Genomic DNA, 14,785 nt, shown 5'->3' on the forward strand with positions numbered 1-14,785 from the left:
CCAATAAAGCGACAAAACGGACAGCTTTTCTGATGTCCCCGGCGAAGAGGTCGGCCCTGTGAGCGCGAAGAAGACGACGCCCGAGAAGAAGGCGATTCCGGAGAAGAAGGCGGCGCCCGCGAAGAAGAAGGCGGCGCCCGCGAAGAAGAAGGCGGCGCCCGGGAAGGTGACCCGCGAGAAGGCGACGCCCGAGAAGCCGTCGACCGCCCTCGTCCGCCGCGCCCGGCGGATCAACCGCGAGCTCGCGGACGTGTATCCGTACGCCCACCCGGAGCTGGACTTCGAGAACCCCTTCGAGCTCCTGGTCGCCACGGTCCTCTCCGCCCAGACGACCGACCTGCGGGTGAATCAGACGACCCCGCGCCTCTTCGCCAAGTACCCGACTCCGGAGGACCTGGCCGCGGCCGTCCCCGAAGAGGTCGAGGAGCTGATCAGGCCCACCGGCTTCTTCCGGGCCAAGACCAAGTCGATCATGGGCCTGGCGAAGGCCCTGCGGGACGACTTCGGCGGTGAGGTCCCCGGCCGCGTGGACGACCTCGTCAAGCTGCCCGGAGTGGGCCGCAAGACCGCGTTCGTCGTCCTCGGCAATGCGTTCGGTGTCCCCGGCATCACCGTGGACACCCACTTCGGCCGCCTTGTCCGCCGCTGGAAGTGGACCGAGGAGACCGACCCGGAGAAGGTCGAGGCGGCCGTCGCCGCGCTCTTCCCGAAGAGCGAGTGGACGATGCTCTCGCACCGGGTGATCTTCCACGGCCGCCGCATCTGCCACTCCCGCAAGCCCGCCTGCGGCGCCTGCCCCATCGCCCCGCTCTGTCCGGCGTACGGGGAAGGGGAGACGGACCCGGAGAAGGCACAGAAGCTGCTGAAGTACGAGAAGGGCGGCTTCCCGGGCCAGCGCCTCAAGCCGCCGCCGGACTACCCGGGCAAGCCCGCACCGCCGCTCGCCGCGGGGTGAGGCGCCACGGACGAGTACCGACAGCACCGGGTGGAACGAACCACAGGGCCAAGAGCGTTGTCCAGAGACGGACGGGGGTGCCGATGACGCACGCGAGCGACATGACGGACAGCACGACCAGCAATACCCACCTGAGCAACACCCACCCGAGCAACACCCATGCGGGCACGAGTGACGGCAGCCCCCTGCTCAGCACCGCGGGCCTGCCCACGTGGCTGGACCCGGTCGTCCACGCCGCGCGGACCGTCGAGCCGCTCCAGCTGAGCCGCTTCCTGCCCCCGGAGAGCGGCGCCGGACGCCAGTCCGCCGTACTCGTCCTCTTCGGAGAGGGCGAAAAGGGTCCCGAGCTGCTCCTGATGGAGCGCGCGGGCTCCCTCCGTTCGCACGCGGGCCAGCCCTCCTTCCCCGGCGGCGCCCTCGACCCCGCGGACGGCGACCCGCAGGGTGAAGGGCCGCTGCGCGCCGCCCTGCGCGAGGCCGAGGAGGAGACGGGGCTCGACCCCAGGGGCGTCCAGCTCTTCGCCGTGCTGCCCCGCCTCTTCATCCCGGTGAGCGACTTCGTCGTGACCCCCGTGCTCGGCTGGTGGCGCACCCCGACACCGGTGGGCGTCGTCGATCCGAACGAGACAGCGCGGGTCTTCACGGTCCCCGTGTCCGATCTCACGGACCCGGCGAACCGGGCGACGGCGGTCCACCCCCGCGGCCACGACGGCCCGGCGTTCCTCGTCGAGTCCGCTCTGGTCTGGGGTTTCACCGCGGGCGTGATCGATAGAATCCTGCACTTCGCGGGCTGGGAGCGCCCCTGGGACCGCGGCAGGCGGGTCCCGCTCGACTGGCACGCATGACAAGGTTGCGTGGAATGGGCGACCGCGATGCGAGGCGAGGATTGAATCGGTGAACGTGCTGGACGTCCTGCTGCTGCTCGCCGCCGTGTGGTTCGCGGTCGTGGGGTACCGCCAGGGCTTCGTGGTCGGCATCCTCTCGGTGATCGGATTCCTGGGCGGCGGCCTCGTCGCCGTCTATCTGCTGCCGATCATCTGGGACGCCGTCAAGGACGACGACGCGGCCACGGTGAGTACGACCGCGGCGGTGGTGGCCGTCGTCATCGTGATCGTCTGCGCCTCGATCGGCCAGGCCTTCACCACCCACCTCGGCAACAAGCTCCGCAGATACATCACTTGGCAGCCCGCCCGCGCCCTGGACGCGACGGGCGGCGCCCTGGTGAACGTCGTGGCGATGCTCCTCGTCGCCTGGCTGATCGGCTCCGCCCTCGCGGGCACGACGCTGCCGACGCTCGGCAAGGAGGTGCGCAGCTCCAAGGTCCTCCTCGGGGTCTCCCGCGCGCTGCCGGGCCAGGCCGACACGTGGTTCAACGACTTCTCGTCGGTCCTCGCGCAGAACGGCTTCCCGCAGGTCTTCAGCCCGTTCTCGAACGAGCCCATCAAGGACGTGAGGCCCCCGGACCCCAAGCTCGCCAAGAGCAAGGTCGCGACGGAGGCCAAGCGCTCCATCGTGAAGGTCCGCGGTGAGGCCCGCAGCTGCGGCAAGGTCCTGGAAGGCACCGGATTCGTCTTCGCCGACCGCCGCGTCATGACCAACGCGCACGTGGTCGGCGGCGTGGACGAGCCGACGGTCCAGATAGGCGATCAGAACCAGGTGTACGACGCGAAGGTCGTGCTCTACGACTGGGAGCGGGACATCGCCGTACTGGACGTGCCCACGCTGAAGGCGCCCGCGCTGCGGTTCACGTCGCAGGACGCGCCCAGCGGCGCCGGCGCCATCGTCGCGGGCTTCCCCGAGGACGGGCCTTACGACGTCCGCCCCGCGCGCGTGCGCGGCCGCATCCAGGCCAAGGGCCCGGACATCTACCACCGCGGCACCGTGCGCCGTGATGTGTACTCGCTCTACGCGACGGTCCGCCAGGGCAACTCCGGCGGCCCGCTGCTCACGCCCGACGGCAAGGTCTACGGCGTGGTCTTCGCGAAGTCCCTCGACGACCCGGACACCGGGTACGTACTGACGACGGACGAGGTGCGCGAGGACATCGAGCGCGGCCGCACCGCCAACCAAGAGGTCGACAGCCAGGGTTGCGCGCTCTAGAGCGGTGGCGGGAGGGCCCGGCCGGCCGGGTCAGTCGCGCGTGTGCCGAAGCCGCGCGGAGACCCAGCGGGCCCTCCTGCGGAGGATGCGGGGAATGCCCATCGCCTGAGTGGGGCCGTGGTGGCCCGGGTCCTGCTGCGGCCCGCCCCTCTCGTGGCTGTTCAGCGCTGCGGCCGAGCGGCGATTGCGTGCTACGTCACTGTAGTCGTGCGTCCAGCCCATACCCCGACGTGTGCCCGCGCCCCAAGGTCGGTAACCGCGCGCAGGCGCCCCAATTGGCCTATGCGCCGGGCAATTGGCGTTCGTAGGACAAGTGTTCGCCGCGAACACCCGCACTGTTTCACCGATCGGGCTCGGGATCCTTCAACCAGTTCACCAGCTCCGTGGAGAACGCCCCGGGATCCTCCTCGTGCGGGAAGTGTCCGAGGCCGTCGAACAGGCGCCAGCGGTACGGGGCTTCGACGTATTCGCCGGAGCCTGCCGCGCTTCTCGTTCGCATCACGGGGTCGAGCGAACCGTGCAGATGCAGCGTCGGCACCCGCACCGGGCGCTTCATGCGCCGGTTGAACTGGATTCCGTCCGGCCGCGCCATCGACCGCACCATCCAGCGGTACGGCTCGATCGAGCAGTGCGCCGTCGAGGGGATGCACACGGCGCGCCGGTACGTCTCGATCGCGTCGTCGTCCGGCAGCCGCGGCCCCGACCAGTCCCGCACCAGACGGCCCACCAGGGCCCCGTCGTCGGCGACGAGCTGACGCTCCGGCACCCACGGCCGCTGGAAACCCCACACGTACGAGGCGGCGGCGGTCTGCTTGCGGTCCGACAGCATCGCCGAACGCCAGCGCCGCGGATGCGGCATCGAGGAGACGGCGAGGCGGCGCACCAGCTTGGGCCGCATCACGGCCGCCGTCCACGCCAGATACCCGCCGAGGTCGTGCCCGACGAGCGCCGCGTCCGGCTCGCCGAGGGAGCGCACGACGCCGGTGATGTCGAGCGCGAGGTTCGCCGGGTCGTAGCCGCGGGGCGTGCGGTCGCTGCCGCCCACCCCCCGCAGGTCCATCGCGACGGCCCGGAAGCCCGCGTCGGCGAGCGCCACCATCTGGTGCCGCCACGTCCACCAGAACTGCGGAAAGCCGTGCAGCAGCAGGACCAGCGGCCCGTCGCCCAGCTCGGCGATGTGGAAGCGCGCGCCGTTGGCGGCCACGTCCCGGTGGGACCAGGGGCCCTCGATGCGTACGACCGAGGCGGAGGATTGGGCCGATGGGGTGGCAGGGTCCGTCATGAGGACGAGCGTGCCACAGTGGCCCCCGTCTCACCGACTCGGACGTCGACCGTACCCGCGGGGCTCACCGCACGGGGGTGCGGCTTGACGTTCCCCAGTACGGCAGCCGTCTCTTTGGCCGAAGCGGCGACCTTCTGCGGGCCCTTGCCCTTCTTGGCCTTCTTCGCGAAGACGACGCCGATCAGCGCGAGCAGCCCGGCCACCAGCACATTGGCGGCGAAGGACAGCAGGAAGCAGACGGCGAGGTTCCAGCCGCTCCAGGTACGGATGCCGTACGCGAGCGCGAAGCTCAGCATCGGCAGCGAGAAGATGAGGACCGTGCCGGCCGCGGCGAACGCGCCGCCGCCGATCGCGCCGCGCTTGACGTCCTGACGCAGCTGGGCCTTGGCCAGTGCGATCTCGTCGTGCACCAGCGCGGACATCTCACCGGTCGCCGTGGCGACCAGCTGGCCGAGGCTGCGCTCGGCGCCGACAGGACCGTCGGGTGAGCTCATCGCGTTCTCCCCTTTTTCTCTTCTGATCTCTTCTGAGATATGTCTGCTCAGATCATGCCGGACCGTTGCCATCCTCGCGTTCCCCACCCGAGACTTCGGCAAGCCTTCGATGCTCCGCGGCCTTCTTCTCGTAGATGGCGGCCATCCGGAGGTGGTACTCCGGATCGTCCATCTCGTAGATGTCGGGGACACCGCTGAGGTCCTCGTCGCGCTCCTCGTCCTCCCACAGCTTGCGGTACTTGGCGTTGCGGACCTTCAGGAGGATCCCGGAGAGCACGGCCGCGATGAGGGAGCCGCTCAGGACGGCCGCCTTGATCTCGTCGGTGAGCAGCGGGTCCGCGGTGAAGGCGAGTTCGCCGATCAGCAGCGAGACGGTGAAGCCGATGCCTGCCAGCGAGGCGACCGCGAAGACGTCGGGCCAGGCCAGGTCGTCGTTCAGCTCGGCCTTGGTGAAGCGTGCCGCGAGCCACGTGCCGCCGAAGATGCCGACCGCCTTGCCGATCACCAGGCCGAGCACCACACCGAGCGTCTCCGGCTTGGTGAACACATCGCCGAGCGCGCCGCCCGAGACGACCACCCCGGCGCTGAACAGGGCGAACAGCGGCACGGCCAGGCCCGCGGAGAGGGGACGTACGAGATGTTCGATGTGCTCGCCGGGGGAGTGCTCCTCGCTCGCGTCCTCCTTGTGGCAGCGCAGCATGAGGCCCATGGCGACGCCCGCGATGGTGGCGTGGATGCCGCTGTTGTACATCAGGCCCCAGATGGCGAGCGCCAGCGGAACGTAGATGTACCAGCCGCGCACCCGCTTCCTGAGCAGCAGCCAGAAGACGGCGAGGCCGAGGACGGCGCCGCCGAGCGCCGCGAAGTTGAGGTCGCTGGTGAAGAAGACCGCGATGATCAGGATCGCGAAGAGGTCGTCGACGACGGCGAGGGTGAGCAGGAAGGCGCGCAGCGCGGACGGCAGCGAGGTGCCGATGACCGCGAGGACCGCGAGCGCGAAGGCGATGTCGGTCGCCGTCGGGACGGCCCAGCCGTCCAGGGAACCGCCGCCGACGGTGTTGGTGAGGACGTAGACGAGCGCGGGCACGGCCATGCCGCAGAGCGCCGCGACGACGGGCAGCGCCGCCGCCCTCGGGTCGCGCAGGTCGCCCGCGACCAGCTCGCGCTTGAGTTCGATGCCGGCCACGAAGAAGAAGACGGCGAGCAGGCCGTCGGCCGCCCAGTGCTGGATGGAGAGGTCGAGCCCGAGCGAGGCGGGGCCGAGGTGGAAGCCGCGTACCGAGTCGTAGGAGCCGCCGGCCGTGTTGGCCCAGATCAGGGCGGTGACGGCCGCGACGAGCAGGAGCACGCCACCGACGGTCTCGGCGCGCAGCGCGTTCGCGACGAAGTTCCGCTCAGGGAGCGAGAGGCGTCCGAGGACCTTGCGCTGGCTGTCGGTGTTGCGTATGGGCGCGGACACGTGAGTCGACCTCCGGTCGGGTAGGCAGGGCTGAGCACATGCCGACCAGACTTCCCGGCGCACCTTGGTACTTCTCGTCGCGTCATCTTGTCGCGATGTTGACGCGATCCTTAGCTTACCTAACGTACGCCCGGACGAATCCAGTGATCTTCACCCTAAGTGCAAAAGGGGCACCCGGCGCGCCTGGCGCCGGGTGCCCTTCTCGTCGTACGGCTACGGCCTAGTCCTCGCTGGGCGCGGCCGGCAGCTTCGTCTGGATCAGGTCCATCACGGACGAGTCGGTGAGCGTCGTGACGTCACCGAGCTCGCGGTTCTCCGCGACGTCCCGAAGGAGACGGCGCATGATCTTGCCGGACCGGGTCTTCGGCAGCTCGGCCACCGGGAGGACCCGCTTCGGCTTGGCGATCGGGCCGAGCGTGGCGCCCACGTGGTTGCGCAGGTCCGCCACGAGCCCCTCGTCCTCGGCGCTCGCCGTGCCCCGCAGGATCACGAACGCCACGATGGCCTGGCCCGTCGTCTCGTCCGCCGCGCCCACGACCGCCGCCTCGGCGACCGCCGGGTGCGAGACGAGCGCCGACTCGACCTCGGTGGTGGAGATGTTGTGCCCGGAGACGAGCATCACGTCGTCCACCCGGCCGAGCAGCCAGATGTCGCCGTCGTCGTCCTTCTTCGCGCCGTCACCGGCGAAGTACCTGCCCTCGAAACGCGACCAGTACGTGTCGATGAACCGCTGGTCGTCGCCCCAGATGGTGCGCAGCATCGACGGCCACGGCTCGGTCAGGACGAGATAGCCACCGCCGCCGTCCGGCACCTCATTCGCCTCGTCGTCGACGACGGTGGCGGAGATGCCCGGCAGGGCGCGCTGGGCGCTGCCCGGCTTGGTCTCGGTCACGCCCGGCAGCGGCGAGATCATCATCGCGCCGGTCTCGGTCTGCCACCAGGTGTCCACGATGGGGCACTTGTCGGCGCCGATGTTCTTTCGGTACCACATCCACGCCTCGGGGTTGATCGGCTCGCCGACCGACCCGAGCACCCGCAGGCTGCTGAGGTCGAACTTCGCGGGGATGTCGTCGCCCCACTTCATGAACGTGCGGATCGCCGTGGGCGCCGTGTACAGGATGGTGACCTTGTACTTCTGGACGATCTCCCAGAAGCGGCCCTGGTGCGGGGTGTCGGGGGTGCCCTCGTACATCACCTGGGTCGCGCCGTTCGCCAGCGGGCCGTACGTGATGTACGAGTGGCCGGTGACCCAGCCGATGTCGGCCGTGCACCAGTAGACGTCGGTCTCCGGCTTGAGGTCGAAGACGGCGTGGTGGGTGTAGGCCGCCTGCGTGAGATAGCCGCCGGAGGTGTGCAGGATGCCCTTCGGCTTCCCGGTGGTGCCCGAGGTGTAGAGGATGAAGAGCGGGTGCTCCGCGTCGAAGGCCTCGGGGGTGTGCTCGGTGGACTGCCGCTCCGTGATCTCGTGCCACCACACGTCGCGGCCCTCGGTCCAGGTGCTGCCCGCCTCTTCGAGGGACTGGCCGGTGCGGCGCACCACCAGGACGTGGCGCACGCCGTCGACGCGGCTGACGGCCTCGTCCACGGCGGGCTTGAGCGCCGAGGGCTTGCCCCGGCGGTACCCGCCGTCGGCGGTGATGACGACCTTCGCGTCGGCGTCCTCGATGCGCTTGGCGATCGCGTCGGAGGAGAAGCCGCCGAAGACCACCGAGTGGGCGGCGCCGATGCGGGCGCAGGCCAGCATCGCGACGACCGCCTCGGGGATCATCGGCAGATAGACGGCGACGCGGTCGCCCTTCTGGACGCCCAGCTCGGTCAGGGCGTTGGCCGCGCGGCTGACCTCGTCCTTGAGCTCGGCGTAGGTGATGGCCCGGCTGTCGCCGGGCTCACCCTCGAAGTGGATCGCGACACGGTCGCCGTTTCCCGCCTCGACGTGGCGGTCCACGCAGTTGTACGCGACGTTGAGCTTTCCGTCGGCGAACCACTTGGCGAACGGGGGGTTCGACCAGTCGAGCGTCTCGGTCGGCTCCGTGGCCCAGGTCAGCCGGCGGGCCTGCTCGGCCCAGAAGCCGAGCCGGTCAGCCTTGGCCTGCTCGTACGCATCCGCCGTGACGTTCGCGGAGGCTGCCAGCTCCGCCGGCGGCGCGAAGCGACGCTCCTCCTTCAAGAGGTTGGCCAGGCTTTCATTGCTCACGACATCTCCCTTGCGCTGCTTTGCCGGGGGCGACCGTTGTGTCCGAAGCCACAGCTCATCAGACACATCCCGTGGTGACAAGGGTCTGCCGAAAATTGGTTTAGACCTTTACCTGGTTTACTCGATCTGACCTCCGGCTACCCGGAAGGGGTCCGCTCGGCTTCGTCCTGCGCCGTGGGGGACACCTGATCGAAGACCTCGTCGGGGAGCGGCTCCAGACCGGTGCCCTCCGTCAGCAGATAGGCCTGCGCCTCACCGACGTGGAAGTACATACCGTGCAGCTCAAGATCACCTTCGGCAAGTCGGCGCGCCACCGACTCATGCGCCTTCAAGTGCTCCAACTGCTGCACCACATTGGTGAGACAGAGCTGCTCCACCGCGTCGGCGGGCGCTCTTCCGGCGAGGCGCGCCCACGCCCTGTCCTGCGCACCCATCCGCTCCACGCTCGGCAGGCCGTGCCGCAGCCACCGCTTCAGCGGCGTCTGGGCGCCCCCGGGCGGGGCGCTGAGCAGCGCCTGCATGGCACCGCAACCCGAGTGGCCGCACACGGTGATGGACCGGACCTGGAGCACGTCGACCGCGTACTCGATGGCGGCGCCCACCGAGTCGTCCCCACTCTCGGCACCCGGCAACGGCACCAGGTTGCCCACATTGCGGACGACGAAGAGGTCGCCGGGGCCGCTCGACGTGATCATCGAGGTGACGACCCGGGAGTCCGCGCAGGTCAGGAAGAGCTGTGCGGGCTGCTGGCCCTCGCGCGCGAGCCTGGCGAGCTCGCCGCGCACATGAGGCGCGGTGTTCCGCTGGAAGGCGCTGATGCCGCTGGCCAGTTGGTGCCCGCTGGGCCGCCGCACCGTCCGCCCGTCCTTCCGCTCCTCCTGCGGCCGGTCGCAGTGGTGGTTGCGCCACGGGGCCCAGGGCCTGCAGCAGGAGTGGGAGGAGGAGCTGGCGGGCTCGGCGATGCGGGCCCCGGAGCGGCCGGTGATCTCGACGCTGCCGCCGTGCGCGGTGTGCGAGTCCTGCCAGCACTGGAGCGATTCGTACGCGGCGTGGTCCATGAAGGAGCCGTCCAGCTCCACGATGACGTCCGACCCCTGCGGCACGAGGTGCAGCGCCTTGCTGAGCCGCGGCACCGCGAGGAACGTCAACTGGCCGCGCACCCGCAGGCGGTGGACGCCGGTCTCGTCCTCGCAGTGGGTGATGCGGGTGCGGGCGAGCCGGTGCAGCGAGACGGCCACGGCGACGGCGACGCCGAGTGCCACGCCTTCGAGGACGCCGAGGAAGACCACGCCGAGGGTGGTGACGGCATAGACGACGATTTCGCGGTGGCGGGTGATGGTCCGGATGTGGTTCAGGCTGACCATCTGGATGCCGACGGCCATGACGAGGGCGGCGAGGGCGGCGAGGGGGATCAGCTCCAGGACGGGAACCAGGAGGAGCGAGGCCACCACTACCCAAATGCCGTGCAGCATCGTGGAGTTCCTGCTGACGGCGCCCGCGCGCACATTGGCCATGCTGCGCACCGCGACTCCGGCGACGGGGAGGCCGCCGAGCGCTCCGGACACGATGTTCGCCGAGCCCTGGCCGAGCAGTTCGCGGTCGAGGTCGGAGCGGCGCACGCCCGGGTGCAGCTCGGACTGGCTCGCGACGACCTTGTCGACGGCGACGGCGCCGAGCAGTGACTGCACGCTGCACACCAGCGTGATGGTGAGCACGGCGGCGACGAGCCCCAGCGCGGGCCCTTCCGGCAGCCCGACGAGCGCGTGACTGCGCCAGGACGGCAGCTCCACCTTGTCGACGCGGAGCCCGGCGAGCGAGGAGACGGCGGTCGCGGCGGCGACGGCGACGAGGGCCGCGGGCAGGACGCGGGCGATGCGGCCGGCCCGTCCGGGGATCCGTGGCCAGAGCAGCAGGATCGCCAGCGTCAGGACGCTGATCGTCAGGGCGGCCGGATGCAGGTCGGCGAGCTGGGCGGGCAGCGCCCGGAGGTTGTCGAGGACGACGCTCTGCGGGGTGCCGCCGAGCACGATGTGCAGCTGGGCGACGGCGATGGTGACGCCGATGCCGGCCAGCATGCCGTGGACGACGGCGGGGCTGACGGCGAGGGCCGTGCGGGCCACGCGCAGGCAGCCGAGGCCGAGTTGGCAGAGGCCGGCGAGGACGGTGATGGCGCAGGTGGTGCGCCAGCCGTACTGGTGGATGAGGTCGGCGGTGACCACGGTGAGTCCGGCGGCGGGGCCGCTGACCTGGAGCGGTGAGCCGCCGAGCGCTCCGACGAAGATGCCGCCGACGGCCGCGGCGACGAGGCCGGCCTGGAGCGGTGCCCCGGTGGCGAGGGCGATGCCGAGGGACAGCGGCAGCGCGATCAGGAAGACGGCGATCGACGCGGAGAGGTCGGCCCCCGCGATGCGGAATCTCTTGTGGGGCGGCGGGGCGTGGGGCTCGTGGTCGCGGGGCGTGTGAGCCGAGTCGGTGGTGCGAGTGGGGACGCAGGCAGACATGTTTCCCGTCTCCTCCGGGGCAGCGCGGTCGCGGACAAGGGGTCCTCCGGAGGTCTCCGGAGGGCAGATCGCGGCCGTGGGTCACGGCGTAACAGCGGCGGGATTTCTCAACTCTCGGTAAACGAACCGTAATCCAGAGTAAAGGATCTGGGAGGACTTTCGTGGCAAATGGGGCAATTAGTCACCCTGATGAGTGAATAAAAAATGTAATCGGCTTGTCGAATGATCGCTTATCGAACTCCGTGCGAACTTCGGTGTGATATGTCCCGACTTGTACGGAAAGTAGGTGGGCGGAACATGGCCACCACCCGGAGGATCACCGCGAGCCTCACCGCCCTGGTGGCGTGTGGAGCCGCACTGGCCGGCTGTGCCGACGGAAGCACCGGCTCGAAGGAGGGCGCTCACGGCGCGAAGAAGGCGGCCGGTGCTCCGGCGCCCAAGAGCGCCGTCCGCATGATCGGTGACGGGTCGACCGCGTTCACCGGCAAACAGCCGAACCTGCCGAGACCCACCCGCCTCAAGCCGGGCCAGAAGCCACCGCAGTTCGTGGTCTTCTCGTGGGACGGGGCGGGCGAGGACAGCCAGAAGCTGTTCTCCCACTTCCGCAAGGTGGCCAAGCGGAACAACGCGACGATGACCTACTTCCTCAGCGGCGTGTACATGCTCCCCGAGGAGAAGCGCAGGCTCTACAAACCGCCGCAGCACATGGCCGGCAGTTCGGACATCGGCTTCAATGACCGCGCCGGGATCAAGGACACCGTGGAGCAGCTCCGCGGCGCCTGGCTCGAGGGCAACGAGATCGGCACGCACTTCAACGGCCACTTCTGCGGCAGCGGACGCGGGGTGGGCGAGTGGTCCGTCGCGGACTGGAAGAGCGAGATCAGGCAGGCCAAGTCCTTCGTGAAGGCCTGGAAGACCAACACGGGCATCAAGAAGGCGCCGCCCCTGCCCTTCGACTACGACAAGGAGCTGATCGGCGCCCGCACCCCCTGCCTCGAAGGCCGCAAGAACTTCATGCGGGCCGCCGGGGAGCTGGGGTTCCGCTATGACACGAGCGGTGTGAACGACCAGGTCTGGCCCAAGAAGAAGGAGGGGCTGTGGGACCTGTCGATGCAGCTCGTCCCGGTCCCGGGCCGCAAGTTCGAGACGCTCACCATGGACTACAACTTCATGGTGAACCAGTCCGGTTCGACGTCACAGGGGGACCCGGACAAGCACGAGTACTGGGGCGACCAGATGCGTGACGGCCTGCTCCAGGGCTTCGACCGCGCCTACCGCGGCAACCGCGCGCCCCTGATCATCGGCAACCACTTCGAGTCCTGGAACGGCGGCACGTACATGCGCGCCATCGAGGAGACCATCGAGGCGGTCTGCACCAAGCGCGACGTGCGCTGTGTCTCCTTCCGCCAGCTCGCGGACTGGCTCGACGCGCAGGACCCGAAGACGCTGAAGAGGCTGGCCGGGCTGCGGGTCGGCAAGGAGCCGAAGGAAGGCTGGGCGGCGTTCCTCTCCGCCCAGCCCGCGCCGGCGCCGAAGGGGGTACCGGGCGCTCCGGCGATCAAGCGGTAGGCCCCGCCGGCCCGGTCGGGTCCCGTCGACTCGGTCGGGCCGTGCCGACTCGATCAGGCTGTGCCGACTCGATCAGGCTGTGCCGATTCAACCAGGCCGTGGCGACGCGGTCAGGCCGTGGCGACGGGATCAGCTGTGGCGGTCATGCGCTCACGCAGCACGAAGTCGGGGTCGACCTGGGCAGCCAGGTCGGCCCCCGTGCGCTCGTTGCCCCAACTCTGCGCGTTCTTCAGGTGGAAGTGGACCATCTGGCGGGTGTACCGCTCCCAGTCGCGCCGGTCGTACGAGGCGTCGACGGCGCCCTGGAGCGCCTGCAGGGAACGGCGGTTCTCCTCCTCCAGGAGCTCGAAGCGCGGCGGGTGACCCTTCTCCATGGCGCGCACCCAGTCCGAGTGCCCGACGGTCACCAGGAGGTCGTCACCGACCTGCTCGCGCAGGAAGTCGACGTCGTCCTGGCCCTGCACCTTGTTGCCGACGACGGCGAGGCTGACGCCGAAGTCCCGTGCGTACTCCTTGTACTGGCGATAGACGGAGACTCCCTTCCTCGTCGGCTCCGCCACCAGGAACGTCATGTCGAAGCGCGTGAACATGCCGGAGGCGAAGGAGTCCGAGCCTGCGGTCATGTCCACGACCGCGTACTCGTCGCGGCCGTCCACCAGGTGGTTCAGGCAGAGCTCCACCGCTCCCGTCTTGGAGTGGTAGCAGGCGACACCGAGATCGGCTTCGGTGAACGGCCCGGTGACCATCAAACGCACGGTGGCGTCGTCCAGTTCCACGGGCCGCGCGCACGCGTCGTAGACGGGGTTGTCCTCGCGCACCCGGAGGAGCCGGGAGCCCTCACCGGGAGGCGTCGTCTTGATCATGGTGTCCGCCGAGGTGATCCGCGGGTTGGAGCCCCGCAGATAGTCCTTGATCAGGGGCAGGCGCGCGCCCAGGGCGGGCAGCTCGGCGGCGACCGTCTCGTCGAGACCCAGTGCGGGGCCCAGGTGCTGGTTGATGTCGGCGTCCACCGCGATGACGGGCGCGCCGGTGCCGGCGAGGTGGCGGATGAAGAGCGAGGACAGCGTGGTCTTTCCGCTGCCGCCCTTCCCTACGAAAGCGATTTTCATAACCACGTAGCGTAGCGGCTCGCGCACTGGGGGTGCTCGATCCGCGTGAAGAAGACCACTCCTTCGTGGCGGGGGGCCCGGAAGTACGTAGTGTCGTACTCATGAGTACGACAGCCGATCCGATCGCGGCCCTGGGCGCACTGCCCGGCGTGGCCGACTCCGTGGACTCCGTGCGCAAGGCCGTGGACCGGGTCTACGGGCACCGGATCATGCGGCGCCGCAGCAACGAGATCACCTCCGAGGCGGCACTGCGCGGCGCCCGCGGCTCCGCCGCGCTCGCCGGCGCCGAGTGGGCGCTCGAAGAAGTCCGGCGGCGTACCGACTTCAGCGGCGACGGCGAGGCGCGGACGGTGGGCGCGGCCCTGCGGCTGACCGCCGAGGCCGGTCAACTCCTGTCCATCTGGCGGCAGTCGCCGCTGCGGGTCCTGGCACGTCTGCACCTGGTCGCCGCCGCGGACTCCACCGAGGGCGCGGGTCGGCCGAGGCTGGCGGGCGAGCCCGTCGACGAACCGCTGGTCGAGCTGCCCCTGCCGGACGCGGACGAGGTGGCGGGCCGCCTAGAAGGGCTCTCCCAGCTGATCATCGCGGGCAGCGCGGCGCCGGCTCTCGTGACGGCTGCTGTGGTCCACGGGGAACTTCTCAGCCTGCGTCCCTTCGGCTCGCACAACGGCTTGGTGGCGCGGGCCGCCGAACGCATCGTCCTGGTGGGCAGCGGCCTCGACCCGAAGGCGATCTGCCCGGCCGAGGCAGGGGGCGCGGAATTGGGCAGGGCGGCCTATTTGGCGGCCCTCGACGGCTACGCGTCCGGTACGCCGGAGGGCATGGCGGCCTGGATCGCCCACTGCGGCAAGGCGGTCGAACTCGGCGTCAGGGAGTCGGCGGCGGTGTGCGAGGCGCTGCAGCGCGGCGCCGCATAGGAGCGGCGCGGCACAAAGGGTTGCGGCGGTACGGAATCCATACCGCCGCTGGCATGTCCACCGGGTTACCAAGCGTCCTCGAAGTGTTGCCCATCAGGTCGGGAACATTGCCCGTCACCTGGTGCGGCTGGCCCGTAATCGACGGGTCGACGTCGCGTGGGTGCCCGGTGTTCATGCTTCGGTCCGTGGGGCCTTTACTGCGTTA

At 69.9% G+C, this 14,785-nt stretch carries 12 protein-coding genes; 5 read left to right on the top strand and 7 right to left on the bottom strand.

What is annotated here, in order from left to right; genetic code table 11:
- Window positions 1–58: 58 nt before the first annotated feature.
- The 3 genes from nth to ACH4D5_RS15395 all read left to right on the top strand — a co-directional run bounded on the left by nth (window position 59) and on the right by ACH4D5_RS15395 (window position 3,055).
- Window positions 59–955 (top strand): endonuclease III, encoded by an 897-nt coding sequence (nth, locus tag ACH4D5_RS15385; protein ID WP_398302315.1) that lies wholly within the window; start codon window positions 59–61, stop codon window positions 953–955.
- An 83-nt stretch (window positions 956–1,038) separates the two neighbouring features.
- A complete protein-coding gene (locus tag ACH4D5_RS15390) occupies window positions 1,039–1,800 on the top strand; it encodes an NUDIX hydrolase (RefSeq protein WP_398302317.1) in 762 nt (253 codons plus the stop codon).
- Between the two features lie 49 nt (window positions 1,801–1,849).
- On the top strand, window positions 1,850–3,055 hold the full coding sequence (locus ACH4D5_RS15395) for a MarP family serine protease (RefSeq protein ID WP_398302319.1): 1,206 nt from the start codon (window positions 1,850–1,852) through the stop codon (window positions 3,053–3,055).
- 30 nt (window positions 3,056–3,085) lie between these two features.
- On the opposite strand, the gene ACH4D5_RS15400 is transcribed toward ACH4D5_RS15395, so the two are convergent.
- The 6 genes from ACH4D5_RS15400 to ACH4D5_RS15425 all read right to left on the bottom strand — a co-directional run bounded on the left by ACH4D5_RS15400 (window position 3,086) and on the right by ACH4D5_RS15425 (window position 10,985).
- Complete coding sequence (locus tag ACH4D5_RS15400) at window positions 3,086–3,277, bottom strand: hypothetical protein (RefSeq protein WP_398302321.1); 192 nt, start codon at window positions 3,275–3,277, stop codon at window positions 3,086–3,088.
- 118 nt (window positions 3,278–3,395) lie between these two features.
- Entirely contained in the window at window positions 3,396–4,337 is a 942-nt protein-coding gene (locus ACH4D5_RS15405) for an alpha/beta fold hydrolase (RefSeq protein WP_398302323.1), read from the bottom strand.
- Entirely contained in the window at window positions 4,334–4,831 is a 498-nt protein-coding gene (locus ACH4D5_RS15410; protein ID WP_398302325.1) for a phage holin family protein, read from the bottom strand. The genes ACH4D5_RS15405 and ACH4D5_RS15410 overlap by 4 nt, the downstream gene beginning before the upstream one ends.
- Before the next feature lie 52 nt (window positions 4,832–4,883).
- The gene (gene nhaA / locus ACH4D5_RS15415; protein WP_398302327.1) at window positions 4,884–6,290 is read right to left on the bottom strand and encodes a Na+/H+ antiporter NhaA; all 1,407 of its coding nucleotides are present in this window, start codon (window positions 6,288–6,290) and stop codon (window positions 4,884–4,886) included.
- Between the two features lie 220 nt (window positions 6,291–6,510).
- Window positions 6,511–8,484 (bottom strand): acetate--CoA ligase, encoded by a 1,974-nt coding sequence (gene acs, locus ACH4D5_RS15420; protein ID WP_398302329.1) that lies wholly within the window; start codon window positions 8,482–8,484, stop codon window positions 6,511–6,513.
- Between the two features lie 137 nt (window positions 8,485–8,621).
- Window positions 8,622–10,985, bottom strand: coding sequence for a bifunctional SulP family inorganic anion transporter/carbonic anhydrase (locus ACH4D5_RS15425; protein WP_398302331.1), 2,364 nt, complete (start codon window positions 10,983–10,985; stop codon window positions 8,622–8,624).
- Between the two features lie 297 nt (window positions 10,986–11,282).
- On the opposite strand from ACH4D5_RS15425, the gene ACH4D5_RS15430 reads away from it, so the two are divergent.
- Window positions 11,283–12,554, top strand: coding sequence for a hypothetical protein (locus ACH4D5_RS15430; RefSeq protein WP_398302333.1), 1,272 nt, complete (start codon window positions 11,283–11,285; stop codon window positions 12,552–12,554).
- Window positions 12,555–12,664: 110 nt separating this feature from the next.
- On the opposite strand, the gene ACH4D5_RS15435 is transcribed toward ACH4D5_RS15430, so the two are convergent.
- Window positions 12,665–13,663, bottom strand: coding sequence for an ATP-binding protein (locus ACH4D5_RS15435; RefSeq protein WP_398302336.1), 999 nt, complete (start codon window positions 13,661–13,663; stop codon window positions 12,665–12,667).
- A gap of 101 nt (window positions 13,664–13,764) precedes the next feature.
- Between ACH4D5_RS15435 and ACH4D5_RS15440 the strand changes: the two genes are divergently transcribed.
- Window positions 13,765–14,580 (top strand): oxidoreductase, encoded by an 816-nt coding sequence (locus ACH4D5_RS15440; RefSeq protein WP_398302338.1) that lies wholly within the window; start codon window positions 13,765–13,767, stop codon window positions 14,578–14,580.
- Window positions 14,581–14,785 lie beyond the last annotated feature (205 nt).

It is taken from the genome of Streptomyces sp. NPDC018029 (assembly GCF_044327655.1).
In the GTDB taxonomy this organism is placed as follows: domain Bacteria; phylum Actinomycetota; class Actinomycetes; order Streptomycetales; family Streptomycetaceae; genus Streptomyces.